The sequence below is a fragment of the Mesorhizobium sp. ISC25 genome, assembly GCF_042295465.1.
Lineage (GTDB): Bacteria > Pseudomonadota > Alphaproteobacteria > Rhizobiales > Rhizobiaceae > Mesorhizobium.
In genome coordinates this window covers 993,537-1,020,429 of sequence record NZ_CP135441.1, presented here as the reverse complement: position 1 = coordinate 1,020,429, position 26,893 = coordinate 993,537, and the positions used below count along the sequence as shown (strand labels likewise).

Annotated in this window: 23 protein-coding genes; 6 read left to right on the top strand and 17 right to left on the bottom strand. The window is 62.5% G+C overall.

Annotated features, from left to right (window positions below; genetic code table 11):
* Nucleotide 1: 1 nt before the first annotated feature.
* The 3 genes from RQ479_RS04990 to RQ479_RS04980 are packed head-to-tail and all read right to left on the bottom strand — an operon-like array spanning nt 2 to nt 3,393.
* Nucleotides 2-1,375 carry an MlaD family protein gene (locus RQ479_RS04990; protein WP_353025418.1) on the bottom strand — a complete coding sequence of 458 codons (1,374 nt, stop codon included), beginning with the start codon at nt 1,373-1,375 and terminating at the stop codon, nt 2-4.
* A 13-nt stretch (nt 1,376-1,388) separates the two neighbouring features.
* Nucleotides 1,389-2,207, bottom strand: coding sequence for an ABC transporter ATP-binding protein (locus RQ479_RS04985; RefSeq protein WP_292660913.1), 819 nt, complete (start codon nt 2,205-2,207; stop codon nt 1,389-1,391).
* 1 nt (nt 2,208) lies between these two features.
* On the bottom strand, nt 2,209-3,393 hold the full coding sequence (locus RQ479_RS04980; protein WP_292660916.1) for an ABC transporter permease: 1,185 nt from the start codon (nt 3,391-3,393) through the stop codon (nt 2,209-2,211).
* A gap of 78 nt (nt 3,394-3,471) precedes the next feature.
* Between RQ479_RS04980 and dgcA the strand changes: the two genes are divergently transcribed.
* Nucleotides 3,472-4,455, top strand: coding sequence for an N-acetyl-D-Glu racemase DgcA (dgcA, locus tag RQ479_RS04975; RefSeq protein WP_376704312.1), 984 nt, complete (start codon nt 3,472-3,474; stop codon nt 4,453-4,455).
* Here dgcA and RQ479_RS04970 read toward each other — a convergent pair.
* Nucleotides 4,426-5,643, bottom strand: a complete 1,218-nt coding sequence (locus tag RQ479_RS04970) for an MFS transporter (protein WP_376704311.1) — start codon at nt 5,641-5,643, stop codon at nt 4,426-4,428. The genes dgcA and RQ479_RS04970 overlap by 30 nt on opposite strands.
* A gap of 127 nt (nt 5,644-5,770) precedes the next feature.
* The gene (locus RQ479_RS04965) at nt 5,771-6,592 is read right to left on the bottom strand and encodes a UDP-2,3-diacylglucosamine diphosphatase (protein ID WP_352720983.1); all 822 of its coding nucleotides are present in this window, start codon (nt 6,590-6,592) and stop codon (nt 5,771-5,773) included.
* 118 nt (nt 6,593-6,710) lie between these two features.
* On the opposite strand from RQ479_RS04965, the gene RQ479_RS04960 reads away from it, so the two are divergent.
* Together RQ479_RS04960 and RQ479_RS04955 are read left to right on the top strand one after the other, a co-directional pair.
* Complete coding sequence (locus tag RQ479_RS04960) at nt 6,711-7,490, top strand: SDR family oxidoreductase (protein WP_376704310.1); 780 nt, start codon at nt 6,711-6,713, stop codon at nt 7,488-7,490.
* 172 nt (nt 7,491-7,662) lie between these two features.
* Nucleotides 7,663-9,987 (top strand): NADP-dependent malic enzyme, encoded by a 2,325-nt coding sequence (locus RQ479_RS04955; RefSeq protein ID WP_376704309.1) that lies wholly within the window; start codon nt 7,663-7,665, stop codon nt 9,985-9,987.
* Nucleotides 9,988-9,999: 12 nt separating this feature from the next.
* Here the strand turns inward: RQ479_RS04955 and RQ479_RS04950 are convergent, their stop codons facing one another.
* Nucleotides 10,000-10,620, bottom strand: a complete 621-nt coding sequence (locus tag RQ479_RS04950) for a DUF1287 domain-containing protein (RefSeq protein WP_376704308.1) — start codon at nt 10,618-10,620, stop codon at nt 10,000-10,002.
* A gap of 263 nt (nt 10,621-10,883) precedes the next feature.
* On the opposite strand from RQ479_RS04950, the gene RQ479_RS04945 reads away from it, so the two are divergent.
* Entirely contained in the window at nt 10,884-12,086 is a 1,203-nt protein-coding gene (locus tag RQ479_RS04945) for a DUF2865 domain-containing protein (RefSeq protein ID WP_376704307.1), read from the top strand.
* Here RQ479_RS04945 and gltX read toward each other — a convergent pair.
* The 5 genes from gltX to RQ479_RS04920 all read right to left on the bottom strand — a co-directional run bounded on the left by gltX (nt 12,004) and on the right by RQ479_RS04920 (nt 18,610).
* Nucleotides 12,004-13,377 carry a glutamate--tRNA ligase gene (gltX, locus tag RQ479_RS04940; RefSeq protein WP_376704306.1) on the bottom strand — a complete coding sequence of 458 codons (1,374 nt, stop codon included), beginning with the start codon at nt 13,375-13,377 and terminating at the stop codon, nt 12,004-12,006. The genes RQ479_RS04945 and gltX overlap by 83 nt on opposite strands.
* Nucleotides 13,378-13,510: 133 nt before the next feature.
* The gene (locus tag RQ479_RS04935) at nt 13,511-15,316 is read right to left on the bottom strand and encodes an ABC transporter ATP-binding protein (RefSeq protein WP_376704305.1); all 1,806 of its coding nucleotides are present in this window, start codon (nt 15,314-15,316) and stop codon (nt 13,511-13,513) included.
* Between the two features lie 392 nt (nt 15,317-15,708).
* Nucleotides 15,709-16,122 carry a GNAT family N-acetyltransferase gene (locus RQ479_RS04930; RefSeq protein WP_376704304.1) on the bottom strand — a complete coding sequence of 138 codons (414 nt, stop codon included), beginning with the start codon at nt 16,120-16,122 and terminating at the stop codon, nt 15,709-15,711.
* A gap of 26 nt (nt 16,123-16,148) precedes the next feature.
* On the bottom strand, nt 16,149-17,831 hold the full coding sequence (locus RQ479_RS04925) for an NAD+ synthase (RefSeq protein ID WP_376704303.1): 1,683 nt from the start codon (nt 17,829-17,831) through the stop codon (nt 16,149-16,151).
* 65 nt (nt 17,832-17,896) lie between these two features.
* A complete protein-coding gene (locus RQ479_RS04920) occupies nt 17,897-18,610 on the bottom strand; it encodes a DNA-3-methyladenine glycosylase I (RefSeq protein WP_376705871.1) in 714 nt (237 codons plus the stop codon).
* A gap of 83 nt (nt 18,611-18,693) precedes the next feature.
* Between RQ479_RS04920 and RQ479_RS04915 the strand changes: the two genes are divergently transcribed.
* Nucleotides 18,694-19,257, top strand: coding sequence for a DUF1003 domain-containing protein (locus tag RQ479_RS04915; RefSeq protein WP_352491628.1), 564 nt, complete (start codon nt 18,694-18,696; stop codon nt 19,255-19,257).
* Complete coding sequence (locus tag RQ479_RS04910; RefSeq protein ID WP_376704302.1) at nt 19,254-19,841, top strand: DedA family protein; 588 nt, start codon at nt 19,254-19,256, stop codon at nt 19,839-19,841. Before RQ479_RS04915 ends, RQ479_RS04910 begins: the two co-directional genes overlap by 4 nt.
* 3 nt (nt 19,842-19,844) lie before the next feature.
* On the opposite strand, the gene RQ479_RS04905 is transcribed toward RQ479_RS04910, so the two are convergent.
* From RQ479_RS04905 to RQ479_RS04880, 6 genes are all read right to left on the bottom strand, one after another.
* Nucleotides 19,845-20,432 (bottom strand): hemerythrin domain-containing protein, encoded by a 588-nt coding sequence (locus tag RQ479_RS04905; protein ID WP_376704301.1) that lies wholly within the window; start codon nt 20,430-20,432, stop codon nt 19,845-19,847.
* A 40-nt stretch (nt 20,433-20,472) separates the two neighbouring features.
* Entirely contained in the window at nt 20,473-20,832 is a 360-nt protein-coding gene (locus tag RQ479_RS04900; protein ID WP_352466382.1) for a diacylglycerol kinase, read from the bottom strand.
* A gap of 77 nt (nt 20,833-20,909) precedes the next feature.
* A complete protein-coding gene (locus tag RQ479_RS04895; protein ID WP_376704300.1) occupies nt 20,910-21,329 on the bottom strand; it encodes a GFA family protein in 420 nt (139 codons plus the stop codon).
* Between the two features lie 125 nt (nt 21,330-21,454).
* Nucleotides 21,455-22,828: a class II 3-deoxy-7-phosphoheptulonate synthase gene (locus tag RQ479_RS04890; protein ID WP_352466380.1), complete on the bottom strand. Its 1,374-nt coding sequence runs from the start codon at nt 22,826-22,828 to the stop codon at nt 21,455-21,457.
* A gap of 179 nt (nt 22,829-23,007) precedes the next feature.
* Nucleotides 23,008-26,505, bottom strand: a complete 3,498-nt coding sequence (gene mfd / locus RQ479_RS04885) for a transcription-repair coupling factor (protein WP_376704299.1) — start codon at nt 26,503-26,505, stop codon at nt 23,008-23,010.
* A 13-nt stretch (nt 26,506-26,518) separates the two neighbouring features.
* Complete coding sequence (locus RQ479_RS04880) at nt 26,519-26,806, bottom strand: succinate dehydrogenase assembly factor 2 (protein ID WP_352491635.1); 288 nt, start codon at nt 26,804-26,806, stop codon at nt 26,519-26,521.
* Between the last annotated feature and the right edge of the window lie 87 nt (nt 26,807-26,893).

Sequence of the window (26,893 nt, the reverse complement as noted above, 5' to 3'; positions counted from 1 at the left end):
GTCAACGGCGCACCCTGCCGTCGAACTGCCGGACCTCGCCCTCGCCGCCGGACAAGATCCTTTGTGGGTTGCGGCTGAGATCGGTTACCGCCTCTTCGATGCGGGTGATCGAACGACGGCTGTCCTGGACCAGCGCTTCGACGTTTTGCAGCCCCTGTCCCGAGAATCGCGCCAGATTGTCGGTGATGGTACCGAGGCGGGCGTTCAGCGTGTCGGCGACCTGCTTGAATGATCTCAGCGTCGCTCTCGCGTCGGCCATGACGCCGTCGGCCTGGCCGGAGCCGAGCAGTTTGTCGACCTTGGCAAGGATACCGTCGACTCGCACCGAGGCATCGTTGAGGCGTCCTGCGAGCTGGTGCGCGTCTTTGATGGTTTCGTCGATGTCGTCGGCTCGGTTGGCGAACTTGTTGGTCACCTTGGCGATATCGGCGGCAGCCTCGTTGGCGTTTTCGCTGGCCTTCTGGATATTGGCCAGCGCGGTGCGAACCTCGGCCGGATCGATGCCGTCGAGCACGCCGTCGACCTTGGCCAGCGTGCCTTGCGTCTTCTGGGCGAAGTCGTTGATCGACCCGACCGCCGTGTCGACGTTCTTGATGACCGTGTCGAACTGCTTGCTGGTTTCCTTGAGATTGGCGGTGACCGTGTCGACGTTGGCGACGATGCTCTTGATCTGGTCCTTGTCGACGGCGTTGAGTAGCCCTTCCGCCGCCTTCAGGGTGCCGTCGAGCTTGCCCGAAACACCCTTCAATTCGTCGGCCAGCGAGCTGACGCTGGCCAGGAACTTGTCGACGCCGTCGGAATTCCTGGCCAGTGCATCGGAGAAGGTCTGGACATTGGCGACGGTCTGCGTCAGCGGCCCGCGAACATCCTTGGTAAAGCCTTCGAGCTCCGAAAGGACCTTGTCGGCGCGGGTGAAGATGTTCTGCGCTGTCTGCAGCAGATTGGTGACCGCCGACGGGTTGGCAACGATCTCGGCGACACGGCCTTGCTTTTCCGCCTCGTCGAGGAGCTTGGGCTCCTTGGGGTCGGCGCCCTTGAGTTCGATACTGGCCTGGCCGGCGAGGCTGACGATCCCGATATCGGCCTGCGTCGACTTGGTGATCGGCGTATTCCTGCCGATTTCAGCGTCGGCGATGGCCGCAGTCGGATTGTCAAGGTCGATATAGACACGCTTGACCTCACCAACCCTGACGCCGTTGAACAGCACGAAGCTGCCGCGGCCAAGACCGGAAGCCGAGCCTGGAATGCGCACACGCAGCATCGCCGTCTCACCCCTGTCACCGATCGCGGCCGTCCAATAGACGAACGCGAAGGCCGCCAGGATCGCGGCCAGCGTGAAAATGCCGACAATGACGTAGTTGGCCCTGGTTTCCATTGCTCACTTATGGCTATGCGCGCGTCGCAAGATCAAGTTGCCGGGCGCGTTTTCCGCGGAAATAGGATTTTACCCAAGGTTCCTCGCTCCTGAGCATGTCGTCAATCGTGCCCTCGACCAGCACTTTCTTGTTGCCAAGCACCGCCACGCGGTCGCACGCCGTAAACAGCGTGTCGAGATCGTGCGTGACCATATACACGGTCAAATCCATCGTATCGCGCAGCTTGACGACCAATTCGTCGAACTCAGCCGCGCTGATCGGATCGAGCCCGGACGTCGGCTCGTCGAGGAAAACGATATCCGGATCGAGCGCCAGGGCGCGCGCCAGCGCAGCACGCTTGATCATGCCGCCGGAGAGCTCGGAGGGGAATTTCTGCGCCGCATCCGGAGGCAATCCGACCAGCTCGACCTTGAGCATGGCAAGTTCGTCCATCAGCTTCTTCGGCAAATCGAGATATTCGCGCATCGGAACCTGGACGTTTTCGAGGACCGTCAGCGCTGAAAAAAGGGCGCCATGCTGGAACAGCACGCCAAGCCGCATGTCGATGCGAAGGCGCTCCCTTTCGGTTGCCTTCTCGACGTCGACCCCGAACAGTTTGATTGTTCCCGATTGCTTGCGCGTCAAGCCAAGGATGGTGCGCAAGAGAACAGATTTGCCCGCACCGGAGGCACCGACGAAGCCGAGAATCTCCCCGCGCCAGATATCGAGCGTCAATTTGTCGAGAACGACCTGGTCGGCGAACGACACCGTGATGTCGTGCGCCGACAGCACGATCTCGTCTTCTTTGGCTTTCTCGGCCACCTTGGTCGTGTTTGTGCCCGGCAGCGCCATGTCAGAACTCGATCGCTGCATAGAACATGGCGAAAAGCCCGTCGAGGATAATGACCACGAAGATCGACTTCACCACTGAGGCGGTCACATGCTGGCCAAGTGATTCGGCGCTGCCGCCAACCTTCATGCCCTCGACCGAGGCAATTATGCCGATGATCATGGCCATGAACGGCGCCTTGATCAGGCCGGCAAAGATGGTGCTGAGGTCGATTGCGACACGTAGCCGGTCGATGAACGCTGCCGGTGCAATATCGGAGTAGAGCCATGCAGCCAGAATGCCGCCGCCGAGCGCGGCAAAGTTGGCGATGATCGTCAGGCAAGGCAGTGCGATCACCAGCGCGACCAACCGCGGAAACACCAGCACGCCGATGGGATTGAGGCCAATGACCTTCAGCGCATCGACCTCCTCGCGCATTTTCATCGAGCCGATCTCGGCGGTGATCGCGCTACCGGAGCGGCCGGCGATCATGATCGCCGTCATCAGCACGCCGAGCTCGCGCAGGATCAGCACGCCGACCAGGTCGACGACGAAGATGTCGGCGCCGAAATAGCTGAGCTGATAGGCGCCTTGCTGGGCAACGATTGCGCCAACGATAGCCGACATCAGCACCACCACTGGTATGGCGCCGACGCCCATGCGATCGATCTGGTTGAAGATCGCCGCCATATTGACGCCATGGCCGCGGCCAAGCTTCATCTGCGAGCCGCGTATCGTGGCGCCGAGGATGTTCATTGCGGCCAGGAAATCGTCGCGCATCTCATAAACACGCCGGCCAACCGCCTCGAGCCCACGAATGATGAAGTTGGGCGGCTTTGCCGGACCTGATTCGGGCTCGCGTCGAACCGCATCACCGACGGCGCCAAGCAGGATCGAGGCAATCTCGCTTTGCCCCTGCGTCGTGATCTCGACGCCCTTCTTTTCGAAGCTGCTGACCAGGCGGTCGATCAGCCAGGCCCCGGCAGTGTCCATCTTCTCGATTTGTGAAAGGTCTAGCGCCAGCGTCTTGAAGCCGCTGCGCTTCTCGATCTTGCGCATCTCGGCGTCGACCAGCGCCACTGTGCGTGTCGTCCAGGTTCCCGAGAAAGCGCAGCCGAGAACGTCGCCCTCCTCGCCGATCGCGATGCGCGGCTGGTGGTCGGGCTCCTTGGCAGGGCCGCTTGCGTCGCGTTTGCGGATGGTCAACATGGCGTCCTGTTTAGCCTGACGGGGCCGACCTGTCGATTTGCCGACATCCTCCTTGTTGCACAGCCGGAGCAGAAAAATATGGCGCGTGTCATTTCGGTCGAGGCCGAGCGCTTTCCCATCGCCGGGACATTCACCATTTCGCGCGGCTCGAAGACCGAAGCTGAGGTGATTTCCTGCGCCATTGCCGAAAACGGCCGTACAGGGCGCGGCGAATGCGTCCCTTACAAGCGCTATGGCGAGACCATGGAGGGTGTGCGCGGCGCGATCGAGGCGATGCGCAGTGAGATCGCGCACAGCATCAGCCGCATCGCCCTGCTCGGTGCCATGCCTGCGGGTGCGGCACGCAATGCCATTGACTGCGCGCTCTGGGACCTTGAAGCGAAGATCACCGGAACACCGGTGGCGCATACGATACGAACCGTTCCGTTACGGGCGCTTGAGACGGCGTACACACTGTCGCTCGCCGAGCCGGAGGCGATGGCGGCGCAAGCCCGCGTCAACGCCCAGCGCCCGCTACTCAAGGTCAAGATCGGCGGCGACAACGACATCGCACGCATCCGTGCAGTGACGGCGGCGGCACCTGACAGCCGAATCATTCTCGACGCCAATGAGGGCTGGAATGACGACAATATCGTCGCAAACCTCGCCTTTGCCGCCGAGCACGGTATCGCTTTGATCGAACAGCCGCTGCCGGCGGGACATGACGGTATTCTTCGCCACATCGCGCATCCGGTGCCGATCTGCGCCGATGAAAGCGTGCACGAGGCGAAGGATCTTGAAGCGCTTGTCGGCCTCTATGACGCCGTCAACATCAAGCTCGACAAATCCGGTGGCCTGACCGCAGCACTCGTGCTTCGCGACCGCGCCCGCCAACTGGGTCTTGGCGTCATGGTCGGCTGTATGGTCGGCACATCGCTTGCGATGGCGCCGGCCGTGCTGTTGGCGCAGGATGCCGATTTCGTCGATCTCGACGGTCCGTTGCTGCTAGCCCGCGACCGCGTTCCCGGTCTGGTCTACCAAGGTTCGCTGGTGTCACCGCCCGAGCCGGCGCTGTGGGGCTGAACGCGCCGCAAGCCCGATCAGCGCCAGGCCCGTCAGGGCGATGGGGATCATCGCAAAGAAGCCATTCGCGCCGAAGCGATCGTAAAGAGGACCTGAAATCAGCGTTGCCACCGCCATGAAGAAACCATTGGAGAAATAGGCGATGCCTTGCGCCGCCCCGGTGCGTTCTTCCGCGATTGTCTCACCGATCATCTTTTGCAGGCCGATCAGCACCAGTGCCACCGAGACGGCGTGCAGTGTCTGGATCGCGAAAAACCCGCCAACGCCAAGCCCAAGCGGCCAGATCAGAGGGAAAGCGATCCAGCGCATGATCGCGCCTATCCCGGCAATCAGCATGATCGAGACGACCGAGAAGGAGGCGAAAGCCCGGGTGAAGACGACGAACATGCATATCTCGGCGACGACGCCCCACCCCCACAGCAGCCCGACAACCGAATCAGTGATGCCGATCGACTTCCAGTAGATCGACACGAAGCCGTAGAGAAATGCGTGGCTGGCGGTGATGACGCCGACTCCTGTCGAAAAATAGAGGAAGTACCGGTTGAGGAGTTTCGGTGCCGATTGCTGGATATCGGCGGCCGAAAGCGGCGAGGCGCGGCGTGGCCGGCCGAGGCGCGGCGCGATCAGTCCGGCGGCTAGCGCGGCACACAGCGCCGCGAAGATGATCACCGGAACAGCCTGCGCACCGCTTGCCGAGAGGATGAAACCGCCGGCGAGATTGGCACAGAGATAGGAGATCGAGCCCCATTTGCGCATGCCCGCGTAGTTGGAGCCGAAGCGGCGAACACCTGAAAGGGCGAGCGAATCGGCAATCGGCGAATACGGCGTCCAGACGACCGTCAGCGCCAGGGATACGGCAAGTACCGTTGCGTAGGTCGGCGGCAGGAAGTAGCCGGCAGACAGGATCAGCGATGCGGCGACCAGCGCAACATAGACATTGGCGCGGTCGCTCGCTTTGTCCGCCAGCGCGGTAAGGAAAGGCGTCGTCGCCACGCGCAGGAACATCGGTGCGGCGAGGATCACGGCTATCTGCTCGGCGTGGAACCCCTTCGCCTGCAGCCACAGCGGGAAATAGGGCACATGCGTTCCGAGCGGAACGAAGAGCGTGAAGAAGATCAAGCTCATGCGCAGTTCGAAATGACGTGGCTTGACGAGCTGTTCGGGCGAAAGCGGCGGCAGCGAGGACATTGGCAGGCAATCCGTCGGCACGGCATTCAGCCGGGCCGGCCCACCACACCTGCCGCTGCTTAACACGGCGAAAAAGTCGATGAAACCGCTGGACTAACCGATTAAAGCGAGATGAGGCCGGATCTGGTCAAGCCGCCTGGACTGCCCTGCCCTTGATGTCGATCGGCACGAGCACCTCGCTGCCGACCGGAGTCTCCGGTAGGACATGCGCCCAGTGCAGTATCTCCATCCGGCCGTCAAAATGCTCGACCACCGCCGTGCAGCTCTCCACCCAATCGCCGGTGTTGATGTATTGCACGTCCTCATAGCTTTCGATCGCGGCATGGTGGATGTGCCCGCAGATCACGCCGTCGACATGCGAGCGGCGCGCCTCCTCGGTCAGCACGGTCTGGAACGAGCCGATGAAGTTCACCGCCTTCTTGACCTTGACCTTGGCCCACGACGAGAACGACCAGTAAGGCAGGCCAAGCACTTGGCGCAGGCGCGTGATGACACGGTTGAGCAGCATGGCCGCGTCATAGGCGTAGTCGCCGAGATAGGCCAGCCAGCGCGCATTATGGACGACTGTGTCGAACTGGTCGCCATGGATGACAAGAAGGCGTTTGCCATCGGCGGTCTCGTGGATGGCACGATCGGCAACGACAATGCCGCCGAAATGAACGCCCTGGAACTGGCGCGCGAACTCGTCATGGTTGCCGGCGATGTAGGTGATGCTGGCGCCCTTGCGCGCCTTGCGCAGCAATTTCTGGACGACGTCGTTGTGGCTCTGCGGCCAATGCCAGCTCCGTCTCAGGCGCCAGCCGTCGACGATGTCGCCGACGAGATAGATGATATCGGCATCGTGATGGCGCAGGAAATCGATCAGGAACTCGGCCTTCGCCGCCTTCGATCCGAGATGGACGTCGGAGATGAACATGCTGCGGAAAGTGCGGGGCTCTGCGCCGGACATCATTGTCACCGTTGCTTTCGGTGAGGCTATGCCCCGATTCATGCAACAACCGTATGACGGTTGCGATTGGTCCAGCCATACGGCTAGGTTGCCGCGGCAATCAGAGGAGAAAATCACCATGGATCTCGGCATTCGCGGCAAGAAGGCCATCGTCTGCGCTTCGAGCAAAGGCTTGGGACGCGGCTGCGCCATGGCACTGGCCGAGGCAGGCTGCGATCTGGTCGTCAACGGCCGCAACGCCGACGTGCTGGCCAAAACCGTCGCCGAACTGCGCGAGAAATTCGGCGTCAGGGTGACCGAGATCGTCGGCGACATATCGAAGCCCGACGTTCAGAAGGCGCTGCTTGCCGCCTGCCCCGATCCCGACATCCTCGTCAACAACAATGGCGGTCCGCCGTTCCGCGATTTCCGTGCGCTCGACCGCGAAAAGATCCTCGAAGGCGTCACTCAGAACATGGTGACCCCTGTCGAGCTGGTTCAGGCCGTGATCGACGGCATGGCGGCGCGCGGCTTCGGCCGCATCGTCAACATCACGTCGCTGTCGGTCTACGTTCCCATCCCCGGCCTCGATCTGTCGTCCGGCGCCCGCGCCGGCCTCACTTCGTTCCTCGCCGGCGTCGCGCGGACGGTGATCGACCGCAATGTAACGATCAACAACATGCTGCCGGGAAAACTCGATACCGACCGGCTACGCGGCCCGCACGAGGCCGGCACACCCGAAGATCCGGCCGCCGCCGCCGCGCGCAAGGCGCAAGCAGCGGCCAATGTTCCGGCCAAGCGACTCGGCACGCCGGAGGAATTCGGGCAGATCTGCGCCTTCCTGTGCTCGGTTCACGCCGGTTACCTGACCGGACAGAACATACCGGTCGACGGCGGCCTCTACATCAGCGCGTTCTGAACGGCGGAGAGGAAACCACTTGAATAGCACGGCAGGATTTTAGCACAACTAACTGAAACAAATCGATTTTACTCGTTTCGCAAAGCAAAATGGCGGTTGCGTCATTTGGCGTCGTGAAAAACCAATGCTGCATGCTAAAAGGCTTCAAGGCAGGATCGCAGGGAGGCCCGTCATGACAAGCGAAAGCAAGAAGGCGGCGCGATCCGACCTCGACGAAGCAGCGCTCTATTTCCACAAGCACCCCCGTCCCGGAAAGCTTGAAATCCAGGCGACGAAGCCGCTCGGCAATCAGCGCGACCTGGCGCTTGCCTATTCGCCGGGGGTCGCCGCCCCCTGCCTTGAAATCCGCGACGATCCGGCAACCGCCGCCGACTATACAGCCCGCGCCAATCTTGTTGGCGTCGTCACCAACGGTTCGGCGGTGCTGGGCCTCGGCAATATCGGTCCGCTCGCCTCCAAGCCGGTGATGGAAGGCAAGGCCGTACTGTTCAAGAAGTTCGCCGGCATCGACGTCTTCGACATCGAGATCGATGCACCGGGCATCGAGCGCATGGTTGAGACGATCTCCGCTCTGGAGCCCACCTTCGGTGGCATCAACCTGGAGGACATCAAGGCGCCCGAGTGCTTCGAAGTCGAGGAGCAGTTGAAAGCCCGCATGGGCATACCGGTCTTCCATGACGATCAGCACGGCACCGCCATCATCGTCGCCGCCGCCGTGCTCAACGGGCTGGAATTCGCCGGCAAGTCCATCTCCGACATCAAGATCGTCACGTCGGGCGCAGGTGCTGCGGCGCTTGCGTGCCTCAACCTTCTGGTCTCGCTCGGCGCGCGGGTCGAAAACATCTGGGTCACCGACCGGTTCGGCGTCGCCCATAAGGGCCGCGTCGAGGAGATGGACCGCTGGAAAGACCCCTATGTGAAGGATACCGAAGCGCGCACGCTGGCCGACGTTCTGCCCGGCGCCGACGTGTTTCTCGGCCTGTCTGCCGCCGGCGTGCTGAAGCCGGAATTGCTTCACCACATGGCGCCCAAGCCGCTGATCCTGGCGTTGGCCAACCCCAATCCCGAGATCATGCCGGAAGCAGCACGGGCAGCACGGCCCGACGCGATGATCTGCACGGGCCGCTCCGATTTCCCCAATCAAGTCAATAACGTACTCTGTTTTCCTTACATCTTCCGTGGCGCGCTGGATTGCGGCGCAAGCGCCATCAACGAAGAGATGAAGATGGCGGCGGTGCGAGCGATTGCAGCACTTGCCCGCGAAGAGCCGTCCGACGTCGCCGCGCGTGCCTATTCCGGCGAGACGCCGATCTTCGGTCCGGAGTTCCTGATCCCCTCGCCTTTCGATCCGCGGCTGATCCTGCGCATCGCCCCTGCCGTCGCCAAGGCAGCCTGCGAGACCGGCGTCGCGACCCGGCCGATCACCGATTTCGCCGCCTATATCGACAAGCTGAACCGCTTCGTCTTCCGCTCCGGCCTGGTCATGAAGCCGGTGTTTTCGATGGCTAAGACGTCGAGCGCCAAGCGCGTCATCTACGCCGACGGCGAGGACGAGCGCGTGCTTCGCGCCGCGCAAGTCGTGCTCGAGGAAGGCATTGCCGAACCGATCCTGATCGGCCGCCCGCATGTCATCGAGGTGCGGCTGAAGCGCTACGGGCTGCGCATCAAGCCGGGCGTCGATTTCGGCTTGATCAACCCGGAAGACGATCCGCGTTACCGCCACTATGTCGACCTTTTGATCGAGCTTGCCGGCCGGCGTGGGGTGACGACGGAAGCGGCGCGCACCATGGTGCGCACCGACAATACGGTGATCGCGGCCCTTGCCCTGAAGCGCGGCGACGCCGACGCCATGGTCTGCGGCCTCGAAGGCCGTTTCGAGCGCCATTTGCGCAACGTGACGCTGATCATCGGACCGCGCGCCGGTATTAGGGATCGCGACCTGTCGACGCTTTCCATGCTGATCTCGCAGCGCGGCATCATTTTCCTCACCGACACCCATGTCTCCGTCGACCCGACCGCCGAAGAAATTGCGGAAATGACCGTTTTGGCGGCCGAGGAAATTCAGCGTTTCGGCATCGAGCCCAAGGCAGCGCTGCTGTCGCATTCTGATTTCGGCTCCCGCGATTCGCCAAGCGCCATGAAGATGCGGCAGGCGGCGGCGATCTTGGCGCGCATCGCGCCCGACCTGCAATGCGACGGCGAGATGCATGCCGACTCGGCACTGTCGGAACAGCTGCGCCAGCGCGTCTATCCGCATTCGCGGCTGAAAGGCGAAGCCAATCTGCTGGTGTTCCCCAATCTCGATTCGGCGAACATCACGCTGACCGCGCTACGCACGATGATGGACGCGCTGCATGTCGGCCCGATCCTGCTCGGCACCGACAGCCCGGCGCACATATTGACGCCGTCGGTGACGTCGCGCGGTGTCGTCAATATGACGGCACTGGCCGTGGTCGAAGCCGCGCATAAGGCGCAAGCCATCGTCGATCTGGGGTAGCCGCGGGCTTTCTCAGACTGGCTTGAACCGGAAATGCCCTGTCTGCCTGAAGGCAAACAAAGTGTCCTCTTCCCTTGCTCCGCTGCCGATATTGTGAATGACCAGCCTTCTTGTCGGCACCAAAGTGGAGCGATTGGACGACACGATGGCAATATGTGACAGGTTGCCGGGCAGCATCTGAGCGACGATATCCCCAGGCCGATAGTCGGCGGGGTCTTGGCTGACGGGCAAGGCAGCACCGCGCCGCTCGAAATAGACCGCAAGATTGGGCACACGGCGGTGATCGATATTGCGATCCGGCGCTTTCAGGCCCCAAGCCTTGGGATAGGCGGCAAAATTGGCCCGCATATCCTCATGCACCAATTCTTGCAGATCGAGATCGAAGGCGCGGCGATAGGCGCGGATCACGACATCCGTGCACACACCTCGCTCGGGCTCAACGTCCCCGCCCGGATAGGCCAGCCGTGTATAGGTCGGATCGTAGAGCGTGGTGACGCCGATCTGCTCACGGGCGGCTTCGACCAATTTGGTGCCCCAATCCGGCGTGATGGGCTTTTCCTGCGCCATGGCAACCGGCATCGCCAGGCACAAAAGACCAAATTGCAGTGCGGCTCGACGGGTAATCGCGGTCATGCCAAGCCTCCGGGCATTGCTGGATCCAGGCACTCTTCTGGGCGAATACGCCTTTTTCGTGCAACGCCAGGATGTCGCGGTTCTGGCTCTGTCCGAATACGTCGTGGGGCGTGGTCAATATGACAGCATTGGTCGTGGTCGAAGCCGCGCACAGGCAAGCCATCGCGCATTTGGGCTGAAGCCGGAATCGGCGGTATGCTAAACAAACGGTTAACGCAAGCGCGGTAGCTTTCTGAACGACAGGCAGGCGGAGTTTCGGAGGGATGACGGGCGCAAGTTGCAAGCTGACGCGGGCCGCCGCGCTGCTCGGCGCCCTGCTACTATGCGGTATTGCCGTCACTCAGGCGCAGGCCGCTTCGCGCCTCTGCCGCCAACTTGAAGCCGATCTTGCGGCCGCTTCACGTGGCGGCGGCAAGCCGGCCTTGCTCAGGAAATATGACGACGCGATCGTCTGGCAGCGCCAGCAGATTTCAAAAGCCGTCAGCCAGTCCAGCAGCGCCGGCTGCGGCTTTTCGCTGTCTCGCCGCAACGCCAACGCATGCGCAGCACTCGACGCGACCATCGATCGCATGGCAGCCAATCTCGACGTCTTGCAGGCCAAGCGCGCCGACCTTGCCGGCGGTGGTTCGCGACGCGATCGCGCGCGCATATTGACCTTGCTTGATGCCAATGGCTGCCGCGATGATGCGGCGCCGCCGACGCTCGCACCGGTTCGCGAAGCCAGCGGTGAAAACGGCAACGGAAACCTGCTCGACCAGCTTTTGGGCAGTGAACCCGGTGCGCCCGACCAGCCTGACGAGCCCGACCAGGCTGAAGAACTAAGTCAGCCGCGCAACATCCGCAGCATGCTCAACAACGCCGACGAGTTGGGCCAGCCCCGAGGCGAATTCCGCACCATGTGCGTGCGGACCTGCGACGGTTATTTCTTCCCAATGTCGAATGCGGCCTCGCTGGGCGATTTCGAGCGCGATCGGAAGAATTGCGAATCGAGCTGCCCCGGCACCGAGATGCAGGTTTTCTACACGCGCGGCATGAACGGCGATTCGGCGTCGATGACGTCTTCGGTGACCGGCAGGCCTTATATCGAACTGCCGACGGCCTACCTCTACAAGCAGTCCGACATGCCGCGGCCGCCGGCCTGCGGCTGCAACGCCGCGCAGAATTTCGAAATTATCGCCGGCAACCCGCCCAGCCCGGAACGATCCGAAGCGAATGTGGAGACCACCTCGTTCATTCCGCTGCCGGTTGCCAAGCCTGATCCGGGCGCCGACCCGGAGACCCTGGCCAATGCGCAAGGCGGCCTCGACCGTGAGGCGATCAGACGCCTTGCCGTCAAACCCGTGCCCTCGCCGACGTCCCTGCCGCCGCCGGAACAGCGCAAGGTCAGGGTCGTCGGGCCAACGTTCCTTCCCGACCCAGCAGCGGCAACAGCTCTGCAAGCTCCGGACCCGAAGGCTGTCCCGTAAGCGCCAGCCTCAGCGGCATGAACAGCGCCTTGCCCTTGCGGCCGCTCGCCGCTCGGATTTTGCCGGTCCAGTCTTTCCAGACGGTGCCGTTCCAAGGTTCCTCCGGCAGCAGTTCGAACGCCTGGCGAAGAAAATCGCGGTCATCGTCGGAAAACTCCGCCGGCTCCTCTGGACCGTCTCGAAGCGTACGCCACCAGATCGCCGCATCGGCCAGCCTGTCGAGATTGCCGCGCACCGCCACCCAGAAAGGCTCGGCCTGTTCGCCAGAGATGCCGAGCACGATCAGCCGGTCGCGCGCCTCGGAAAACGGCATGTGGTGCAGCAGCGTGCGGTTGAGCACGAAGAGCTCGTCCGGATCGAATTTGGCGGCGGATTTCGATGTTGCCGCCGGATCGAAGCGCTCGGCAAGTTCAGCCATCGTCGGCACCGCCACGACGTTTTCCGAGGTGCCGACGAGCACCGCCAGCGAAGCGACCGCCATTGGCTCTATGCCGCTCTCACGCAGGCTCTGGATGGACAGCGCGCCGGTCCGCTTGGAAAGCCCCTCGCCTGATGCTGTTGTCAGAAGATTGTGGTGGCCGAACACCGGCGGCTCGGCGCTGAGCGCCCGGAACAGGGCTATCTGGACGCCGGTATTGGTGACGTGGTCGTCGCCACGAATGACATGGCTGACACCCATCTCGATGTCGTCGATCACCGAAGGCAGCGTGTAGAGGTAGGTGCCATCCTCGCGCCGCAGAACCGGATCTGAAAGTGAGGCGAGGTCGACGGTCTCCTCGCCGCGCACCAGGTCGTTCCAGTGGATTTCGGTGCGCTCCGGCTGCAGCGGATCGCCGGTGAAGTTGGGTAGCAGAAAGCGCCAGTGCGGCCGCCGGCCATCGGCCTCATATTCCGCGACCTGCTCAGGCGTCAGCGTCAGCGCCTCGCGGCCATAGACTGGCGGCAGGCCACGCGTGCGGCGCACCTTGCGCCTCAGGTCGAGCTCTTCAGGCGTCTCATAGCACGGATAGACGAGGCGGGCCTCCTTCAGCCTTTCCAGTGCGGCATCATAGATTTCGACCCGCCGCGACTGATACTCCGTGGCATCGGGGAAGATGCCCAGCCAATGCAGGTCGTAAAGGATGGCGTCGGAAAATTCCTGCGTCGAACGGGTAATGTCGGTGTCGTCGAAGCGCTGGATGAAGCGACCCTTGTTCTTGATGGCGAACAGCCAGTTGAACAAAGCCGTGCGCGCATTGCCGATGTGAATGCGGCCGGTCGGTGACGGGGCGAAACGGACGGTAACTGTCATGAGCGGGGCGTACCGGATGGTTTTGCTGTTGACAAGACGCGCCCCCGCGCTCTGCGGCAGACATAGAACATGACGAAGACGAAGAAAAGACGGCAGCGCCGCGCGTCTATTAAGGCGCGCGGCGCCGTAACCGTCAGATCACCAGGCCTTTGGTCAGCTCAAGCGCTTGGCGTTCGAACAGCCTACGGTAGATGCCGCCTTGCAGCCGGATCAGTTGGTCATGCGAGCCCTCCTCGACAATGTGGCCGCGATCGAACACCAGAAGCCTGTCCAGCGCGCGCACCGTCGACAGCCGGTGGGCGATGATCAGCGTCGTGCGGCCGACCATCAAGCGCTCCATCGCCTGCTGGATCAGCACCTCCGATTCCGAATCGAGGCTCGACGTTGCCTCGTCCAGGATGAGAATGCGCGCATCGGCGAGGAAGGCGCGTGCGATTGCAACGCGCTGACGCTCGCCGCCCGACAGCTTTACGCCACGCTCGCCGACCAGCGTGCCATAGCCTTTCGGCAAATTGGCGATGAAGTCATGCGCGCTGGCCAACCGCGCCGCGTGCTCGATCTCGGCCTGAGTGGCGCTCGGCCGGGCATAGGCGATGTTTTCGGCCAGCGACCGGTGGAACAGGATCGGCTCCTGCTGGACGATCGCGATCTGTGCGCGCAGCGACGCCTGCGCCACATCGGCAATATCCTGGCCGTCGATCAGGATATTTCCCGCAGTCACGTCGTAGAGGCGCTGGATCAGCTTGACGAACGTCGTCTTTCCGGAGCCTGAATGGCCAACCAGCCCGACCCGCTCGCCCGGCGCGATATCCACCGAAAAGTCACGATACAGCGGCAAGCGGTGGCTACCGTAGTGGAACGTGACGTTGTCGAAGGTGATGCGGCCATCGGTGATCCGGATCGGTTTGGCGCCGAGCCGATCCTCGATGCCGAGCGGTTCGGACTGGAAGTCGACCAGTTCCTCCATGTCGTTGATCGAGCGCTGCAGATTGCGGATATGTGTGCCGATGTCGCGCAGATAGCCTTGCAGCACGAAGAATGAGGTCAGCACGAAGGCGACGTCGCCGGCACTTGCCTGCCCCCACGACCACAAAAGCAGGGAGAACCCGATGACCGCTGCCCGCAAAAGCAGCAGCATCGTGCCTTGCGTGGTGCCGTTGACGGTGCCGCGCACCCAGGTGCGCCGCGTGCGGCCGCGCCATTTGGCGACGACCTCGGCAAGCCGTGTCTCCTCGCGTTCCTCGGCGCCAAAACCCTTGACCACCGCGTTGCAGCTCACCGCATCGGCCAGCGAGCCGCCAAGCCGTGTATCCCACGCGTTGGCAAGCCTTGCCGCAGGCGCGACATAGCCAAGCGACAGCATCGTCGTCACCGCGATGAACAGAACCGAACCGGTGGCGACGATCGCGCCCATCAGCGGCCAGAACCAGCCAAGCAGCAGCGTCGAGCCGACGAGCATGACGACCGACGGCAGCAGCGCGATCAGGATCGTGTCGTTGAGCAGGTCGAGCGCCCACATGCCGCGCGTTATCTTGCGCACCGTCGATCCGGCGAAGCTGTTGGCGTGCCAATCGGTGGAGAAGCGCTGGACGCGGTAGAAGGCGTCGGCGGCGATATCCGCCATCATCTTCAACGTCAGCTCGACAATGGCCATGAAGGCGAGATTGCGCAGCACGACACCGGTGAGCGCCAGGGCAACCAGCATCGAAAAGGCAGCCATCGCCGCATTCCATGCGACATCGTCGGCCGCGGCACTGCTGGCAACGGCGTCGACCAGCCGGCCGGAATAGAGCGGCGTCAGCACGTCGGCCAAGGTCGACAGCAGGAACGCGCCCATAATGCCGGCAAGCCGCCACGGCTGACGCCGCCAATGGCTGAGCGTGAAGCCAAGAACGCTGCGAAATGCGCCCGCGCGCAAATCTATTCGAAAACGAGCCATGATGTCATTCGGGCGCAAACGAGCCCGATCCCGGAAAAGGTCGAAAATTGAAAAAACCGCGTCGGGCGAATTAACAACAAAGGAATGCGGAGGTTCGGCACATTTGGCGGCTCGCCCGAATACGGGCGGCGACCGGCATCGACGAACGCCTGTTCTCAGCTCGGCTTCGCCGCAAAGGTAAGAACCTTCTGGCTTGCCGATTGAGACCTAGGCTTCGCGGCCTCGCATGACGATGTCAAATCCTGGCATTCGGTTCCTCCTGAAGGGGAATCGCGGAGAGGCGTTTATAGAGACGCCTCAATGCCGCGCCAAGTCAGTAGATAGCCGAAAACGCATCTGGTCCAAGCAGTGAGACGATTTTGCAACAACGGCCGGTTGTGCGCTGCCTCTGTTCAGGTTGCCACGACACGGTCAAGCCGCATGTAGCGGCCGTCCGTGGAAGGCCTGAAGCCGAGCTTCTCGTAAACCGCGTGGGCGTCGTTGGTCGACAGGCTCCAATGCGTGACAGTCTTGCAATCCGGATGACCGATAAGCGCCTGGACAAGCCGGATTCCGATGCCTTGCCCGCGATACCCGGGCCAGACAATGATGTCGGCGAGATAGGCAAATACCGTACGGTCGGTGATCGCCCGGCCGAAGCCGACCTGATTGCCGCCGACATAGGCGCCGACGCACAGTGAGTTGGCAAAGGCGCGGCGGTGCAGTTCATCGCTGCGGCCGCTGCCCCAATAGCTCTCCTTCAAAATGTCGGACGTCGCCCGGAAGTCGATCTGCGACAGGTCGAAGCTGATCTCAAAGTTGGCCATGGCTAAACCGTTATGCAGCCAATCGCCTACCCGCCATCCCTGAACCGGTTGGTAATGGGATAGCGGCGGTCTCGGCCAAAATTCTTCCTGGTGATCTTCACGCCGGGCGCCGCCTGCCGGCGCTTGTATTCGGCGACGTAAAGCAGGTGCTCGACGCGCGTCACCGTCGCCCGGTCATGGCCACGCGCAAGGATCTCGTCGACGCCCATCTCGTTTTCGACCAGACACTCCAATATGTCGTCGAGCACTGGATAGGGCGGCAGCGAATCCTGGTCGGTCTGGTTCTCACGGAGCTCCGCCGAGGGCGCCTTGTCGATGATGTTGTTCGGGATCACCTCGCCGGACGGGCCTAGCGCGCCCGGCGGCACATGCGCGTTGCGCCAGCGCGACAACGCATAGACCTGCATCTTGTAGAGGTCCTTTATCGGGTTGAAGCCGCCATTCATGTCGCCATAGAGCGTGGCGTAGCCTACCGACATCTCGCTCTTGTTGCCGGTGGTGACCACCATCGAGCCGAACTTGTTGGAAATCGCCATCAGGATGGTGCCACGGGCCCGGCTCTGCAGGTTTTCCTCGGTGATGCCTTCCTTGGTGCCCTCGAAAAGCTGCGTCAGTGTGTGCAGGAAGCCCTCGACCGGCTCGAAGATCGGCACGATATCGTAGCGGCAGCCGAGCGCGCGGGCGCAGTCCTCGGCGTCCTTGAGCGAGTCCGTCGAAGTGTAGCGGTAAGGCATCATCACGGCGCGCAGCCGTTCCTCGCCGAGCGCATCGACGGCAAGTGCCGCGCAGATCGCCGAATCGATGCCGCCGGAAAGGCCGAGCACGACATTCTTGAAGCCGTTCTTGTTGACGTAGTCGCGCAGGCCCAACATGCAGGCGCGATAGTCGGCCTCCTCCTTCTCCGGGATTTTCGACATCGGTCCGTCAGTGCAGACCCAGATGTCATTCTTTCGCTTCCAGGTGGTGACGTTGACCGTCTCCTCGAACTGGCTCATCTGGAAGGCCAGCGTCTTGTCAGCGCCTATGGCGAACGATGCGCCATCGAAGACCAGCTCGTCTTGGCCGCCAAGCTGGTTGGCATAGATAATCGGCAGTCCGCATTCGATGACCTGGCGGATGACGATCTGGTGGCGGACATCGACCTTGCCGCGATAATAGGGCGAGCCGTTCGGGACCAGCAGGATTTCCGCGCCGCTTTCGGCCAGCGTCTCGCAGACGGCAACCTCGCCCCAGATATCTTCGCAAATCGGCACTCCCACGCGCACGCCGCGGAAATTGATCGGCCCCTGGATCTCGGGGCCGGCCTGGAAGACGCGCTTCTCGTCGAACTCACCGTAATTCGGCAGATCGAGCTTGTAGCGTTCGGCAAGGATCTTGCCGCCATCGGCAAAGATGATCGAATTGTGGGTGCCGGTCTTGCGCTTCAAAGGCGTGCCGATAATGAAACCCGGGCCGCCGTCGGCGGTATCGCCGGCGAAATCCTCCGCCGCCCGTTCGCAGGCTTTCAGGAAGGCGGGCTTCAGCACCAGATCCTCAGGCGGATAACCGGCAAGGAAAAGCTCGGTGAACAGCACGAGGTCGGCGCCCTGGCGGGCGGCATCCACCCTCGCTTCGCGTGCCTTGGCAAGATTGCCGGCGACGTCGCCGACTGTCGGGTTGAGCTGGGCAACGGCGATGCGCAATATGTCTGGAGCGGTCTTGTCGGTCATGCCCGTGGGTTTAGCGCGGCAAAATTCGTCGGGCAATGGCGTTCGTTTGGACCAACCAATCGGTCCTATTCGCCCATATATTCGCGCAAGGCTTCCGGCGGATGGTTCTCGCCGATCGACATTGCCAGAATGCGCGAAATGTGTCGGCGCGGCAGCCCGGTTTCCGCCGCCCAGGCGTTGATCTGCACCTGGATCCTGCCCAGGTCCTTCTTCGATGTCGGGCTCTCCGCAATGTCGAGCCCAGCGTCGCGCAGCGCTGCCGCCATGTCGGCCGAGACGATGAAGGCGTCCCACTCCAGCCAGCGCAGAAAATACTGGCCGGTATTGCCGCCGAGCCGGCTGCCGTGCTTGCCGAGATAGGCCATCAACCCGACCTGGTCATCCGCCGGCCAATTGGCCAGGAACTTGCCGAAGCTGCCATGCTCCTTCGACACGCGCTCGACGAAGGCTGCGTTGTCGCGTACGGACTTGATCTTCTGCGGATTGCGGACGATGCGCTTGTCAGCGGTGAGATCGTGCCAGAAATCGTCAGGCTGGAACAGCAGCCGCTTCGGCTCGAAGCCAAGAAACGCTTCCTCGAAACCCGGCCATTTCTGCTCGATAACACGCCAGACGAAGCCGGCGGCAAAGACCCGCTCGGCCATGGTCGACAGGATCCGGTCGTCCGCAATCTTTGCCACCGCGGGATTGTCGGGCATGTGGCCCAGCAGCGACGTAAGCGCTGCCTCACCGCCTTTGCGTTTCGCTGCACGGGCGCGAATTTTCCGAAAATCCACCATTGTTTCCTGACCCATCGCGTCAATCTACCACTTCCCGTTTGAACCGGCAGCTTCTACCTCTATCGCTGACGACGGAGGCGACGATGAATAAAACGATCGAGGACATGGCAAACCGCTGGCTGAAGCGAAAGCCGGACGGCCTCAGCGCGCTCGAAAGCCGGGTGCTGCAATCTACGCTCGAGCGCACCACGATCTCCAAGGACACCAACAAGGCCGTCGCCTTTCACCAGACGTTTGGAGATCGCCTGGCCGACACCATCGCCCGGATCGGCGGCTCGTGGTCCTTCATCCTGGCATTCATTGGCTTCCTGATCCTGTGGACGGCAGGCAACGTCTGGCTCTTGTCGCGCGCCGCCTTCGATCCCTATCCCTTCATCTTCCTCAATCTCGTACTTTCCATGGTCGCCGCCCTGCAAGCGCCAGTGATCATGATGGCGCAGAACCGCCAGACGGAGCGCGATCGAATCGACGCCGCCCACGACTATGAGGTTAATCTCAAGGCCGAGATCGAGATCATGGCGTTACACGAGAAGCTCGATGAACTGCGCCACAGCCAGATCATCGGCATGCGAGACGAGATCGCCCGGCTGGCCGAGCAGGTGAAGCGCATCGACGACATTCTGTCGAAGCAGCGAACGTCTTCATGACGGAAGTCATCCATCGTCTCATTGAGCAATATGGATTGGTCGCGGTTTTTCTGGGCTGCGTCGCCGAGGGCGAAAGCGCCGCCATCCTTGGCGGTTTCTTTGCGCATCAGCATGTCTTCGTCCCGTGGCAGGCGTTTCTCGCAGCCGCGCTCGGCGCCTTCGGTGGCGACACGTTCTTCTTCATCCTGGGACGGAGCTTCGCCGATCATAAATTCGTGATCAGGCTCCGAGCCCGGCCGGGCTTCAGCCACGCCTACCGCCTTGTCACCTCTCATCCCAACATTTTCGTGCTGTCGAACCGCTACATCTATGGCCTGCGCCTGGTCGGCGGAATCGCGGCCGGGCTGTCGGGCATCGCCGCGGCGCGCTTCATCATCCTCAACGCCATCTCGTCGGTAGTCTGGGCGGCACTGTTCTGCACTGTCGGTTATGTCTTCGGGCTGGGCGCGGAGCACATCGTCGGCCAGGCGCTGGCCCGCCACGAGCGGTTGCTGATCGCTCTGGCAATCGGCCTCGTTGTGGCCATCCTCGGCTGGCTCGCGGCCCATATCGTCGCCAAGAAGGAACTCCACAAGGGAAGCTGATCGTCAATCAATGCCGAGCGCGCGGTCGCCCTTCTCGAGGATCAGCGGGATGATGAGGTCTTCCTCGTCGGCAAGATGCCGGGTCAACATGGCGATCAGCCGGCTGTTCTCGTCAGCATAGGCATCGGCGGCGAAACGCTGTTTGTCTTCGCTCTCCTGAAGCGTGCGGATGAAGGCATTTGCCGCCTGGGCATTGCGCTCCAGTCCCTCATGGATTGTGTGGTGGTCGGCATCGAGAATCTCGAAGCCGCGCTTCAGACGGGTCTCGGCCCTTGCGAAGACCGGGAAATAATGATGGTCCTCGACATTGTGGTGGCCGTCGAGATTGCCGAGGAAATGGTTGAGGCGCGGCGCGAACCAGCGCGCGAACTCCGGCGCGTTCAGCCTACCTTCTCGATAATCGCCAATACCATTGGTGAGCATGCCGCCAAGCTCGCGGAACCTGTCGTGCCGCTGCAGCCACATATTGGCCGTGCCGTGGATGTTGGCGTGCGCCTGCCAGTCCTCGCGCGGATATTTTTCGACCAGCCAGCGCAGATCGTCCGGCAGGCCCTCACGTTCAAGCAGCAGAAATCCGGCGATATCGGCCATGTCGGTTTCCTCAATCAACCGGCATGTAGTGTCTGAGACGTCAGATCGGTACCCCGAGGATCCGCTCGATGACGGCGATGCCCCAGACGCCGGCGACGATCACCACCGAAATAAGCACCGCCAGCGAGCCGCAATCCTTAGCGAGCTGGATATCGACGTTGAACTCCCGGCTGAACGCATCGCACGCCGCCTCGATGCCGGTGTTCAGCACTTCGACCATGATCAGGAGCAGCACCGCGCCGATCAGCAGCGCATAGCCGCGCCACGATATCGAAACAAACCAGCCGAGCGGCAAGGCAAGCACGAGCAGCATCAGTTCCTGCTGGAAGGCCTTTTCGCTGGCGGCCAGTTTGCGAAATGCCCGCACCGAATTGTAAAAAGCGTCGATCAGCCGCTGCATGCCAAAACCCTTCGGAATCACCGGCAGGGGATTAGCGCAATGGCTGGACCAAGGGAATAAGGCGACCTCTTCAAAAATCAGTCGCCTGCCACCTTGATCGACGGCGTCGACTTCTCGAACTGCGGCAGCCCGTCGTCGATGGAGTAATAGTCGCCCTTGTCGCCGACGAAGATATGGCATTCTCCTTGAAGCCCGGTTGGCGCGTCGAACAGGCCTGCCATGACCGAAACATAGCCATCGTCGCTCGGCCTCCAGAACAGCAGAGAGCCGCATGTCTTGCAGAAGCCACGCCTGGCGAACGAAGAAGCCTCGTACCAGGTGATGCTCTCCGTGCCAGTGATTGTGATGTCTCGGGCGGCAACGTTGGTCGCCGCATAAAAATGCCCGCTCTGCTTCCGGCACTGCGAGCAATGACAGTAGATGACACCGCGTAGCGGTCCTAGTGTCTGGAACCGCACTGCCTCGCACAAGCATGATCCGGTGTGAGTGTCAGCCATGTCGGCCTCCCGATGCTATTGCCATCGCTTCGCAGGATTCCAGTTTTGCTCGCATTAGGCACGAGCAAATGCGACACCGGCCGGACGCGTTTCGCTGACCAGCTCGATGATCGAATACGTTCTAATCAGCCGTTGACGGCCTGCTTGTGCTGAACCGGATGGCTCTTCTTGAGCAGATCGGACACCAGGAACGCCAACTCGATCGCCTGGTCGGCGTTGAGGCGCGGATCGCAATGGGTGTGGTAGCGATCCTGCAATTCTTCGGCGGTGATGGCGCGGGCACCCCCGGTGCATTCGGTGACGTTCTTGCCGGTCATCTCGATGTGGATGCCGCCGGGATGCGTGCCTTCGGCGCGATGCACCTCGAAGAAGGTCTGCACCTCCTTCAGGATGCGATCGAACGGCCGTGTCTTGTATCCAGCGGCTTCGATGGTGTTGCCATGCATCGGATCCGACGACCACACCACGCTGCGGCCTTCCTTCTGCACCGCGCGCACCAGCTTCGGCAGGTGGTCAGCAACCTTGTCGGAGCCGAAACGCGCGATCAGCGTCAGCCGGCCGGGCTCGTTCTCCGGATTGAGCAGGTCGATGAGTTGCAGCAGGCCGTCCGGCGTCAGCGACGGCCCGCATTTCAGACCGAGCGGGTTCTTGATGCCGCGGCAATATTCGACATGCGCATGATCGGCTTGGCGCGTGCGATCGCCGATCCAGATCATGTGGCCGGAGGTGGCGTACCAGTCGCCCGAAGTCGAATCGACGCGGGTCAGCGCCTCTTCATAACCGAGCAGCAGCGCCTCATGGCTGGTGTAGAAATCGGTCTCGCGCAGCGCGTAATTGGTCTCCGAGGTGATGCCGACGGCCTTCATGAAGTCCATCGTCTCGGTAATGCGGTTGGCGAGCGATTCGTATTTCTCCCCCTGCGGGCTGTCGGAGACGAAGCCGAGCATCCATTGATGCACGTTCTCCAGGCTGGCGTAGCCACCTTGGGCGAAGGCACGCAAAAGGTTGAGCGTCGCTGCCGACTGGCGGTACGCCATCTCCTGCCTTGCAGGATCGGGAATGCGCGACTTGGCATCGAATTCGATGCCGTTGATGATGTCCCCGCGATAGCTGGGCAGCGTCACACCGCCCTTGGTCTCATTGTCGGACGAGCGCGGCTTGGCGAACTGGCCGGCGACACGACCGACCTTCACCACCGGCTGGGCGCCGGCGAAGGTCAGCACCACTGACATCTGCAAGAAGACGCGGAAGAAGTCGCGGATGTTATCCGCGCCATGCTCGGCGAAGCTCTCGGCGCAATCGCCGCCCTGCAGAAGAAATGCGTCACCGGCAGCGACGGCTGCAAGCTGCTTCTTCAGCTTGCGTGCCTCACCTGCAAAAACCAACGGCGGAAAGGTAGCGAGCTGGGTTTCCGTGTTCCTCAACGCGACAAGGTCCGGATAGGCAGGAACCTGCTGGATCGGCTTAGCTCTCCACGAATTCGGCGACCATTTCGTCATCGAAGCACCCAACGCTCTTTCAGGCGGACGCCATCGCCCGCCAATCCGCCCCATATGGGGTCGCGGCTCCATACACGAAGCCGATTTCCTATTCTAGACCGGAATCTCAGCGCTGGCGAATGACGGCCGGCGGCGAAAGTGCCGGCGCGGTTGTTGTCCAGAGCACCAGCGACACCCGGCTACGCCGCCTTCTCCACCAGCCGCGCCAGCTGCGTCATGACAACCGCTGAGCCTGCCAGCCGCTTTTCGGGCGTCGCCCAGTCACGGCTGAAGACGACGCTCTGGTCGGGTCGGATTTTGGCCAGCGAGCCCTGTTCGCCGATGAGCTTGACCAGCCCGACCGGATTGGGGAATTCCCGCTTGCGGAAATGGACGACGACGCCTTTCGGCCCGGCGTCGAGCTTCTCGACGTTGGCCTTGCGGCAAAGCGCCTTGATGAAGACGATCTTCAACAGATGTTTTACCTCTTCCGGCAGCGGCCCGAACCGGTCGATCAGCTCAGCGCCGAAAGCATCGATCTCTTCCGTATTTTCGAGATCGCCAAGACGGCGATAGAGCGCCAGCCGGAGCTGCAGATCCGGGACGTAGCTTTCCGGGATCATCACCGCTGTGCCGACGGCGATCTGCGGCGACCAGCCGCCGTCCTGCACCTCGCCGGAATCCTTCACTTCGGCCACCGCCTCCTCCAGCATCTGCTGGTAGAGTTCGAAGCCGACCTCCTTGATGTGGCCCGACTGCTCTTCGCCAAGCAGATTGCCGGCACCGCGGATATCGAGGTCGTGGCTGGCCAGTTGGAAACCGGCACCGAGCGTATCGAGCGACTGCAACACTTTCAGTCGACGCTCGGCCGTATCGGTGAGCTTGCGGTTGGCGGGCAGCGTGAACAGCGCGTAGGCGCGCACCTTCGAACGGCCGACACGGCCGCGCAGCTGATAGAGCTGCGACAGTCCGAACATATCGGCGCGGTGCACGATCAGCGTATTGGCGGTCGGTATATCGAGGCCGGATTCGACGATTGTGGTCGACAAAAGGACATCGTACTGGCCGTCATAGAAGGCGTTCATGATGTCGTCGAGTTCGCCGGGCGGCATCTGGCCGTGGGCCACGGCCACTTTCAGCTCAGGCACGGATTCGCGCAGGAAATCATGGATTTCCGCGAGATCGCTGATGCGCGGTACGACATAGAAGGAATGGCCGCCACGGTAGCGCTCGCGCAGCAGCGTCTCGCGGATGACCAGCGGATCGAAGGGGGAGATGAAGGTACGCACGGCCATGCGATCGACCGGCGGCGTGGCGATCAGCGACAGCTCACGCACCCCGGTCAAGGCAAGCTGCAGCGTTCGCGGGATCGGCGTCGCCGACAGCGTCAGAACGTGGACGTCCGTCTTGAGATCCTTCAGCCGCTCCTTGTGCTTGACGCCGAAATGCTGCTCCTCGTCGATGATCAGCAGGCCGAGATTCTTGAACGAGATCGCGGAGCCGAGCAGTGCGTGCGTGCCGATGACGATGTCGACCTGGCCTTCGGCGACGCCCTTCTTGGTCTCGGCCAGTTCCCTGGCGCCGACCAGCCGCGAGGCCTGGGCGACGCGGATCGGCAGGCCGGAGAAGCGCTGCGAGAAGGTCTTGAAATGCTGGCGCGACAACAATGTCGTCGGCACCACCACCGCGACCTGAAAGCCTTCCATCGCCGCGATGAAGGCGGCACGAAGCGCGACTTCGGTCTTGCCGAAGCCGACATCGCCGCAGATCAGCCGGTCCATCGGCTTTCCAGCGCCCAGATCATCCATGACCGAATCGATCGCCGTTTGCTGGTCGTCGGTTTCCTCATAGGGGAAACGCGCTGCAAACTCGCCATAGAGGCCTTCCGCCGGCACCAGCGTCGGTGCGGCCCGCATCTGCCGCTCCGCGGCGATACGGATCAGCTGTCCGGCCATGTCGAGCAGGCGCTTCTTCAGCCGCGCCTTGCGCGATTGCCAGGCGCCGCCGCCAAGCTTGTCGAGCGTCGCCTCGGCCGAATCCGAGCCATAGCGCGACAGCAGCTCGATGTTTTCCACCGGCAAGAACAGCCGATCGTCGCCGGCATAGTGGATTTCGAGGCAATCGTGCGGCGCACCGACCGCCTCGATGGTGCGGAGCCCGATGAAGCGGCCAATGCCATGATCGGCATGGACGACGATATCGCCTGAGGCCAATGCCGAAGCCTCGGCGATGAAGTCGGACGCGCGCTTCTTGCGCTTCGAGCGCCGGATCAGCCGGTCGCCGAGAATGTCCTGCTCGGCGACGACGACCAGTTTCTCCGTCTCGAAGCCGGATTCGAGCGGCAGCACGGCCAGTCCCGCCTGCCCTGGCTCAAGCTTTCCGGTTTCGGCAAGCGTCGCCACCGGCTTCAGATTGCCAAGGTGATGCTCGGCCAGGATCTGGCCGAGCCGGTCGAGCGAACCTTCAGTCCAGCCGGCGACGATGACACGGCGGCCTGCAGCGCGCTCGTCGGAAATGTGTTTTACGACGACGTCGAAGACGTTGGCGTTAGGGTCGGCGCGTTCCTCGACGAAGCTGCGACCATGGCGCGAGCCGGCATGGAACACCTTTTTCGCACCGGCATCGGGCGCGTCGAAGGAGGTGAAGTCGATCGCTTCGCGCGGGCCAAGCGAGGCAATCAGGTTCTCGGGCGACAGATAAAGCAAATCCGGCGGCACCGGCTTGTAGGGCACGGCATCCTTCAAGGCGCCGTCGGCCTGTTTTTTGCGCGCCTCGTAATGATCGAGGATCAGAGTGTGGCGCTCGGCCAGTGCCTCATGCGCCAGATGATCAAACACCACGGGCGCATCCGGCAGGTAATCGAATACGGTTTCCAGCCGCTCGTAGAAGAACGGCAGCCAGTGCTCCATGCCGGCAAACCGCCTGCCCTCGCTGACCGCCGCATAGAGCCCATCGTCGCGCGAGGGCGCGCCAAAGGCTTCGATGTAGGCGCGGCGGAAGCGGCTGATCGTCTCTGGCGTCAGCGCCACCTCGCTCATCGCCTGTAGCGCCATCGACTTGCGCTGGCCGGTGGTGCGCTGTGTTGCGGTATCGAAGACGCGGATCGATTCCAGCGTATCGCCGAAGAAATCGAGGCGCAGCGCCTCCGCCCATCCGGGCGCGTAGAGATCGAGAATACCGCCGCGCACCGCAAATTCGCCGATGCCGCGCACCGTCGGCACCCGCTCGAAGCCGGAAGTCTCAAGCCGCGACACCAGCGCGTTCATGTCGATCTGGTTACCGGGCTTGGCGTGAAAGGTCTGCGCCTCGACGAGTTCCGCCGGCGGAATGCGTTGAAGCAAGGCATTCGCGGTGGTGAGAATGACGGCGCGGTGAGGCTTCTTCGCCAGCGCGATCATCGCTGCCAGCGCATCGAGCCGCTTTGCGGCGGCGTCGGCGCCGGGCGAGACGCGGTCGTAAGGCAGGCAGTCCCAGGCCGGCAGTTCCAGCACAGGCAGGCCCGGCGCGGCAAAGGCAAGCGCCTCGACGATCGCCGGCAGACGCTGGCCGTCGCGCGCCACGAACAGCACCGGCTTGTCCGGTGCGATCTCGTGCGCAGCCTGCACCAGCGCAAAGGCTTCGTAGCCGTCGGCGACGCCATCGACGATGAACTGGCCTGCGCGGCCTTTCGGCAGACCGATCGTAGGGATAAGGCTCATGGCTACACGTTGTTCAGAAGGTCATCTCCCGGCGCGAAGCCAGGATTTTTTGCAGGACGGCACAGTCGACATCCGCCGGAACCGGGCGTTCGCCGGTGACGAGAGGAAGGAATTCGGTGTCGGGAATGTCGAGGAGCCTCTCATATTGGTCGATTTCGTCGCCGGTCAAGGCGCCGATCTCGGCGTCGGCGAAGCTGCCGAGTATAAGGTCCATCTCGCGCATGCCGCGGTGCCACGAACGAAACAGAAGCTTGCGGCGGCGGGCATCGAGGCCCTCGCTTGATCGTTTCGTTCCCGTCATCGTGCAGCATCCTTGCCCAGGCGGCGCATATAGCGTGGATAGAAGGCGGTGTCAGCCTTGCGCTACAGTCGCCGCAACATAAGCTGA

What these genes read in the sequence shown, in the direction of transcription:
- RQ479_RS04910 (WP_376704302.1), top strand. Translation starts at nt 19,254, where the DNA reads ATGACGGAAGTCATCCATCGTCTCATTGAGCAATATGGATTGGTCGCG.
- dgcA (WP_376704312.1), top strand. Translation starts at nt 3,472, where the DNA reads ATGGCGCGTGTCATTTCGGTCGAGGCCGAGCGCTTTCCCATCGCCGGG.
- RQ479_RS04880 (WP_352491635.1), bottom strand. Translation starts at nt 26,806, where the DNA reads ATGACGGGAACGAAACGATCAAGCGAGGGCCTCGATGCCCGCCGCCGC.
- RQ479_RS04960 (WP_376704310.1), top strand. Translation starts at nt 6,711, where the DNA reads ATGGATCTCGGCATTCGCGGCAAGAAGGCCATCGTCTGCGCTTCGAGC.
- RQ479_RS04925 (WP_376704303.1), bottom strand. Translation starts at nt 17,831, where the DNA reads ATGACCGACAAGACCGCTCCAGACATATTGCGCATCGCCGTTGCCCAG.
- RQ479_RS04905 (WP_376704301.1), bottom strand. Translation starts at nt 20,432, where the DNA reads ATGGCCGATATCGCCGGATTTCTGCTGCTTGAACGTGAGGGCCTGCCG.
- RQ479_RS04945 (WP_376704307.1), top strand. Translation starts at nt 10,884, where the DNA reads ATGACGGGCGCAAGTTGCAAGCTGACGCGGGCCGCCGCGCTGCTCGGC.
- RQ479_RS04990 (WP_353025418.1), bottom strand. Translation starts at nt 1,375, where the DNA reads ATGGAAACCAGGGCCAACTACGTCATTGTCGGCATTTTCACGCTGGCC.
- RQ479_RS04930 (WP_376704304.1), bottom strand. Translation starts at nt 16,122, where the DNA reads ATGGCCAACTTTGAGATCAGCTTCGACCTGTCGCAGATCGACTTCCGG.
- RQ479_RS04890 (WP_352466380.1), bottom strand. Translation starts at nt 22,828, where the DNA reads ATGACGAAATGGTCGCCGAATTCGTGGAGAGCTAAGCCGATCCAGCAG.
- RQ479_RS04895 (WP_376704300.1), bottom strand. Translation starts at nt 21,329, where the DNA reads ATGGCTGACACTCACACCGGATCATGCTTGTGCGAGGCAGTGCGGTTC.
- RQ479_RS04985 (WP_292660913.1), bottom strand. Translation starts at nt 2,207, where the DNA reads ATGGCGCTGCCGGGCACAAACACGACCAAGGTGGCCGAGAAAGCCAAA.
- RQ479_RS04955 (WP_376704309.1), top strand. Translation starts at nt 7,663, where the DNA reads ATGACAAGCGAAAGCAAGAAGGCGGCGCGATCCGACCTCGACGAAGCA.
- RQ479_RS04965 (WP_352720983.1), bottom strand. Translation starts at nt 6,592, where the DNA reads ATGTCCGGCGCAGAGCCCCGCACTTTCCGCAGCATGTTCATCTCCGAC.
- gltX (WP_376704306.1), bottom strand. Translation starts at nt 13,377, where the DNA reads ATGACAGTTACCGTCCGTTTCGCCCCGTCACCGACCGGCCGCATTCAC.
- RQ479_RS04980 (WP_292660916.1), bottom strand. Translation starts at nt 3,393, where the DNA reads ATGTTGACCATCCGCAAACGCGACGCAAGCGGCCCTGCCAAGGAGCCC.
- RQ479_RS04935 (WP_376704305.1), bottom strand. Translation starts at nt 15,316, where the DNA reads ATGGCTCGTTTTCGAATAGATTTGCGCGCGGGCGCATTTCGCAGCGTT.
- RQ479_RS04915 (WP_352491628.1), top strand. Translation starts at nt 18,694, where the DNA reads ATGAATAAAACGATCGAGGACATGGCAAACCGCTGGCTGAAGCGAAAG.
- RQ479_RS04900 (WP_352466382.1), bottom strand. Translation starts at nt 20,832, where the DNA reads ATGCAGCGGCTGATCGACGCTTTTTACAATTCGGTGCGGGCATTTCGC.
- RQ479_RS04950 (WP_376704308.1), bottom strand. Translation starts at nt 10,620, where the DNA reads ATGACCGCGATTACCCGTCGAGCCGCACTGCAATTTGGTCTTTTGTGC.
- RQ479_RS04970 (WP_376704311.1), bottom strand. Translation starts at nt 5,643, where the DNA reads ATGTCCTCGCTGCCGCCGCTTTCGCCCGAACAGCTCGTCAAGCCACGT.
- RQ479_RS04920 (WP_376705871.1), bottom strand. Translation starts at nt 18,610, where the DNA reads ATGGTGGATTTTCGGAAAATTCGCGCCCGTGCAGCGAAACGCAAAGGC.
- mfd (WP_376704299.1), bottom strand. Translation starts at nt 26,505, where the DNA reads ATGAGCCTTATCCCTACGATCGGTCTGCCGAAAGGCCGCGCAGGCCAG.